The organism is Sporomusa sp., assembly GCF_035561255.1.
GTDB lineage: Bacteria > Bacillota > Negativicutes > Sporomusales > Sporomusaceae > Sporomusa.
The window spans coordinates 1-6,551 of the sequence record NZ_DATMXX010000110.1 but is presented as its reverse complement, the minus strand read 5'-3'; the positions used below and the strand labels follow the sequence as shown (position 1 = coordinate 6,551).

5 protein-coding genes are annotated in these 6,551 nt (G+C 45.8%); all 5 read left to right on the top strand.

Annotated features, from left to right (window positions below; genetic code table 11):
- Positions 1 to 268: 268 nt before the first annotated feature.
- On the top strand, positions 269 to 1,639 hold the full coding sequence (locus VN379_RS06435; RefSeq protein ID WP_325531994.1) for a uroporphyrinogen decarboxylase family protein: 1,371 nt from the start codon (positions 269 to 271) through the stop codon (positions 1,637 to 1,639).
- A 50-nt stretch (positions 1,640 to 1,689) separates the two neighbouring features.
- On the top strand, positions 1,690 to 2,313 hold the full coding sequence (locus tag VN379_RS06430; RefSeq protein WP_325531992.1) for a cobalamin B12-binding domain-containing protein: 624 nt from the start codon (positions 1,690 to 1,692) through the stop codon (positions 2,311 to 2,313).
- A 28-nt stretch (positions 2,314 to 2,341) separates the two neighbouring features.
- Entirely contained in the window at positions 2,342 to 3,142 is an 801-nt protein-coding gene (locus VN379_RS06425) for a dihydropteroate synthase (protein ID WP_325531990.1), read from the top strand.
- A gap of 94 nt (positions 3,143 to 3,236) precedes the next feature.
- Positions 3,237 to 4,454: an MFS transporter gene (locus VN379_RS06420; RefSeq protein ID WP_325531988.1), complete on the top strand. Its 1,218-nt coding sequence runs from the start codon at positions 3,237 to 3,239 to the stop codon at positions 4,452 to 4,454.
- Between the two features lie 654 nt (positions 4,455 to 5,108).
- The coding region (locus VN379_RS06415) for an S-layer homology domain-containing protein (protein ID WP_325531986.1) at positions 5,109 to 6,551 on the top strand (1,443 nt) is incomplete at its 3' end.

Sequence of the window (6,551 nt, the reverse complement as noted above, 5' to 3'; positions counted from 1 at the left end):
GGAGAATATCGCTTGTGTAGACAAGTATTCAACTACTCGAAAAATAACGAGTTAATTTTAAATAATCTAGTCCTGGAAGGACCGGCGGTCAGGCGTACCTGTGAAACGCAATAGGGAGAGCGAAGTCGCGATGTTAGCCCAATTAGCTTTTCTATGGAGTTAACGGCAGTTTTAATGCTAGGTGGTGGATGATGGCGGCAGGACCACGGTGAAGACAATCCGGTTGCTGCTGTGGGAGATAAAATAATAATGAAAAGGGGTACAAGCAATGTCTTCAGAGATCGAAAAGTTGTATGACGAGAGATTAGGCAGGTATCAGGCCACGATTGCGCTGGAGCCAACCGACAGGATACCAATTGCTTCAGGCTCTTGCTATCTGGCCGAGGTATATTCCGGCGCAACCAATCAGGAGATTATCTATGATCCTGATAAGTGGCTGCAGGCTGAAATGGCCTTTATAAAAGACTTTCCGGAGATTGATGCTTTACGTGACAACCGCGTCTGGGCACCTCTGTATGACGCGGTTGGCTGCAAAACCTATAAGCTGCCTGGCCGGGATTTGCCGCCTAACCAGCAGTTCCAGTTTGTTGAAGAAGAATACATGCAGGCCGATGAATATGAACTCTTGATTAAAGATCCCGGCTCTTTCATGCTGGAAAAGTTTCTGCCGCGTGTTCTTGGTGAATATGGCGACCAGGGTGCGCCGCGCTCACATATGGCTTTTTTAAAAGCAGGTATGGGCCAAATGATGATGGCCAACATTATGCGTAACCGTTCAATTCAGCTGCAAACAGTATGCGGCATGCCACAACCGACCACTGGCGCTTTTATCGCCCCGTTTGATGTGCTGGGTGATGTGCTTAGAGGCCTAAAAGCTGCCTTAATGGATACCTACCGCCGTCCCAAATTAGTCCTCGAAGCGTGCGATGTGCTTGTTGACGTCATGACACGGTTTGCTTTGTCAACCGCCGATCCGCTAAGACGTTATCCTATTTTTGTGCCGACTCACAAAGCCTGCTTTATGTCTCCTAAGCAGTTTGATACCTTCTACTGGCCATCCTTCAAACGGGTTCTGGAAAAATTAATTGATTCCGGTTACACCGTACGGGCTTACCTTGAAGGAGACTGGAGTCAGCATTGGCACCACTTCAATGAATTGCCCAAAGGCAAGGTATTGTGTGACATAGATACCCAGGGTGATATCTTTAAAGCTAAAGCCGATTTTGGCCATCACCAGGCTATTTCAGGCGGCATTCCTGATTCCACCTTTATTCTGGGAACCCCGGCAGAGGTTAATGAGCGGGTTCACCACTTGTGCGAAACAGTAGGTAAGGGCGGCGGCTTCATTATTAACGGCGGCTGCAATATCCCTTATGACACTAAGCCGGAGAACTTCCGCGCCATGATTGACACTATTCTGAAGTATGGTTGGTATGATAAAAATATCAAAGCTATGCCCAAGGCTGCCCCCGAACCCAGGCTGGCTATTGATGATATTGCCAAACAGTACCGGATTACTCCCTGGACGGAAAGAAGCAAAGAGCTTGGGGGAGTAACCGGTAATGAAGCCCTGATTCAGAAACCGTGGGATAATTTAGAGGCTATGGCCTTTAACTGGCTATGGACCTGGTCAATGTAAGACAACCTTTAACCATTTAACAACATTAATTATAATGGAGGTTTAATACAATGGGGCAATTAGCGGAAGCACTACGGGATCTTGAGGAGGAAACGGTCATTGAATTAGTTGAGACCGGTATTAAAAATGGCCAATCTGCGTTGGAGATTATTAGCGAATGCAATGCCGGTATGGTCGCTGTTGGTGAGCTATTCTCCCAGAATCAATATTTTTTAAGTGAACTTATTTATTCCGGTGAGATCCTCGCTGGGGTAATGGCCAAACTTGAGCCACTGCTTCAGGAAACCGGGGCAACTGAATCAAAAGGCAAAGTCCTTGTTGGTACTGTAAAAGGCGACATCCATGATATAGGCAAAAACATTGTAATTAGTCTGCTGAGAGGTTCCGGATTTGAGGTTATTGACATGGGGGTTGATGTTCCGACCGAAGAATTTGCCAAAAAAGTTAAGGAAACAGGCGCCAAAGCACTGGGCTTATGCGCTCTCTTAAACTTTACCTACCCCGAAATGAAAACAGTCATTGAAACACTGCAAGCAACCGGCATTAGAAATGATGTGCAGGTCATTATTGGGGGCGCACCCTGCAATGAACAAGTACGTGAATATGCCGGTGCTGATTACTACGCTCCTGATGCCTTAGCTGCTGTTAATCTCTGCAAAAAAATCTATCAATAACAGAAAACGTGCATGGGGGTAGTTGTCATTGATTATTATCGGGGAAAAAATTAATTCAACGAAGAAATCGATTGCTAAAGCTGTTATCGAACGAGATACCGCTTATATTCAGCAAGAAGCGCTCAATCAATACCAAGGCGGAGCTACTATTTTGGATGCCAACTGCGGCACCTTAGATGTGGCTGAAGAGCCTGAGGCCTTAGCATGGCTTGCTCAAACAATTCAAGCTGCTGTTGACCTACCCTTATGTATTGACAGTCCTAACCCGCTTGCACTGGCTCGCGGTTTGGCTGTACACAAAGGCAAGGCATTAATCAACTCAATTAGTGGTGAAACTGAACGTTTTAAGCAGGTGTTGCCATTAGTTAAGCAGTATAATGCCGCGGTTGTAGCCTTGTGTATGGATGATAAAGGAATTCCGTCCGGTTTTGAGACCTCAGCTGCGGTAGGGGTAAAGCTGGTAAATAGCTTGCTTGAGCAAGGCATTGCTGTAGGTGACATCTATTTCGACCCATTGCTGCGGGCTATCGCCACAGATACTGCGGCAGCTACCGATTGTTTCAAACTTATGGAGCTTATTTCGACTCAATTCCCCGGTATTCATGTCACCTGTGGCTTAAGTAATGTATCGCATGGTTTGCCTGAGCGCCGGCACCTGAACCGGGCTTTTATGGTGCTGGCGATGGAACATGGTATGAATGCCCCGATTATTGATCCGACAGACCCGGTCGCCATGGCACTGGTTTACGGTGCTGCCACGGTGCTGAACAAAGACAAACGCTGCATCCAATATACAAAGGCTTATCGCCAGGGCAAGCTTTCTGTTTAACTAATTGTGAACGAATTCCTGGCGTAACAGTACGTATTAACGGATGGCCTAATTCACGTTAGGTCAACCCGTAAAATAAAAAGGAGGGTAAATAATGGTTAGCCAAGTCCGGAAAGAAGAGTATAGTCAATACCGCTGGGTAATAATGGCTCTCATGTTTTCAAGTTTTGTCCTGACATTTCTTTCCCGTTTTGCATGGCCGCCGTTAATTCCGGTAGTTGTTCCTGTGTTAAACATGAACATGTCACAAGCTGGTGCTTATATGACTGCGTTTTATATGGGCTATGTCATTACGCAAGTACCTGCCGGCATGTTAGCTGACCGCTTCGGTGTCCGCACTATTTTAGGGGTAAGCTTAGTACTTGAGGGAATCTCTACCTGGGCGATGGGTTCAATAACGTCCTTTGATGTTGGATTCACACTGCGAGTTGTCACCGGCCTGGGAGCAGGGGCGATTATGTCATGCTGCGCACGGGCGTTAATGGAATGGTTCCCGGCACACGAACGGGGTACTGCCTTTGGCCTGCTGCTGGCAGCTCCGTCGGGCGGATTACTGCTGGCAAACTATATTGTGCCTGCACTCAATCTTGCCTTCAGCTGGCAGGGCGCTTTTCAGGGAATAGGTATTGCTACTATCTTACTTGGAATATTGATTTACTTTATGGTTAAGACTTCGGATGAACCTAAAGGAGAAAAATCATTTTTTGGTGGTTTTAAGGTCTTCTTTACTAATCGCAATATCGTTCTGGTTGCTGTTGCCGGTTTTTGTTTGATGTGGATGGAGCTTGGTTTAGCTACCTGGGCTAATGCCTACATCAAGAAACTGGGATTTTCAGTAAAAGAAGCAGGAATGGTGTTGATTTGGTACAGCCTGGGCGGCTTAATAGCGCCAGTTGTATCAGGCTGGGTATCTGACAAAATAGGTAACCGGAAGAATATCCTGCTGGCAGCTTACGCCATCAGCGCACCGTTGACCATATACTTTGGCGCGCAAACAACCTTGCCCATGTTAAGCATGGCAGGCTTTGTCTATGGCTTTTGTTCTTACTTTGCCAATCCGCATCTAAGCCTTATGATTTCTGAGTATGCCGGGAAAGAATGGGCAGCTACCGCAAACGGCATATCTAATTTTATCTTCCAGCTTGCTTCCATGATTGGACCGTTGGTATTAGGTGGGGTTATCGACCTTAGCGGCAGCTTTAGTACAGTTTGGTATATGATGGCTGCCGGGCCGATCGTGGGTATATTAGTGCTTTTACCCTTGCGTCCGCCGTCTGCCGAACAAAGTGGTTTAACAGGTGCAGCAAAATAATATGGATAAATGGGGATCGCTGCAAGGAAAGCGCTTTTTTATGAACTAATTGCAGTTTAATCATACTAGACAGTCATAGATAAGAGGGCTGCCTGAACTGGTATTACGTCGGTCAGCCCTTTTATAAAATTACAAATTAAATAATTGTAATATAACAACTAAAAGATACATGGTAAATAACGCAATAGACTGTATAGACATATGAACAACTATACATACAGTTAATAAGAGCTATGATGCCGGGATCTGGCTTAAGCCTTATTATTTCCCAAAGCGTTTACCGGGAATTGATGGCATCCTGAAGCAACCGGTTCTGTCTCTTACTGGGACTGGATAATGACTATCGTTAAATAAATGGAGGATAGAGTGAATGGCTAGTTGCAATGAGGAGAATTGTACATGCCCAAGAAGCGAATGCGAGCGGCACGGTAAATGCTGTGAGTGTATTAATTTTCACCGCAGCCGAGAAAACCAGGTGTATTGCATGAAGGAAAAGACTGAATAAACCGGTTCTGTGACGGCGCAACGAAAGGGGGTGTATGTCACGACTTGTGTAAACAAGTGAATGATCATACAATAAACAACTAACCCTTATCGGCATTTTATCTACAGTAGTAAATTCAAGCAGAAACAAATTATTAGGGGGAATTTATTGTGAAAAAGACAAAAAAATGGCTTGCTATTATTCCGTTGACATTAATGAGTATTACCATGGCGGGAACCCCGGCGTTAACAAACACGGCTTTTGCGGCAATCGCACCAGCTTTCAGTGATGTTCCTGCCGGTCATTGGGCGTATGAGGCAGTCGCTAAATTAGCTAAGGAAGGGATTGTAGACGGCTACAGTGACAAAACCTTTCAGGGCAATAAGACGTTAAGCCGGTATGAATTTGCCTTTATTGTTGCCAAAGCCATGGACAAGTTTGATGCCGCTGATGAGGCGAATAAGCAACTTATTGACAAACTGTCTTCCGAATTTGCCGGTGAGCTCAACCGTCTTGGCGGCAGGGTTGCTAAAGTGGAAGCAAAGACCAATACCTGGCTGGGCGGCGAAACCCGCATGCGCTATTTGAGCAATGATCCTGCCTTGGGCAAGAAATTAAACCGCTCTGATCAGTTTGATTTCCGTCAGCGGATTAAATTCTGGGGCAATATCAATGAGGATGTTTCCTGGGTTGGCCGGATTTCTACCAGTGGCGGCAGCAAGTTTGGTTCTATTACTGATCCTGGCACCGGTTCGGAAATTGGTCTGGATATCATGAATATCACTGCCAAAAATTTTCTCGGTTTTGACAGTATCCGGTTTGGCCGCTCAGCCCTCGATTTCTATACGACCGGCGTCTTTGGCGGTCCGATGAACTATGACGGTGTAACATTTAATAAGAAACTCGGTGACAATGTTACTTTTAAAGGGTGGACGGGAACTATCAGATCGGTAACAGCACCAGCGGTTACTAATAATACTAGTCAGCTATCTACCAGTCAACTTGGGATTAAGCTTGCAGACAATCTTAATGTCAAGACGGGTTATTACTGGTCCAATGCCGACCAAGGTGACACAAGCCTTCCAAACAGAAATGCAATTAATACCAAGGCTGGTTATGGTTACGACAGCTCCAAAGGCTGGACAACCGGTTTTGACTATAAAATTGGCAAAATTACTGTTCTGGGCGACTATGTTAGCACGACTCTGGACAATGCTACGAGTGGCTTGCCATCCAATCCGAAGGCCTGGGTTGTTCAGGTCAGCAACAGCCAGGGGCCAGCCGTACTGTATCCGGCTGTAAATCTTGTCAATCCTGCCAAAAAGGGAACAGATGCCTGGATGGTTGGCTATCGCAGCATTGACGCAGGTGCTATTCCTGCCGGTGCAGGCGGCTTTGACCAAACGGCTGTCAGCAATACCAGCCAGCCATATAATGTAAGTTTCCACGGAACAGACAATGTTAAAGTTGTCTTCCTTGGCTACCAAAACGTAGTTGCCAAAAACGTCATAGCCTCCCTGGAATATCAAGACTTTAAGATTAAAAACCAAGGACTTACTACCTTACCCTCCGATAAGCTTGACAAAACCTATATGATGAAATTTGAGTTTTTC

Coding starts and splice junctions, on each gene's coding strand:
- VN379_RS06435 (WP_325531994.1), top strand. CDS start 269: ATGTCTTCAGAGATCGAAAAGTTGTATGACGAGAGATTAGGCAGGTAT.
- VN379_RS06430 (WP_325531992.1), top strand. CDS start 1,690: ATGGGGCAATTAGCGGAAGCACTACGGGATCTTGAGGAGGAAACGGTC.
- VN379_RS06420 (WP_325531988.1), top strand. CDS start 3,237: ATGGTTAGCCAAGTCCGGAAAGAAGAGTATAGTCAATACCGCTGGGTA.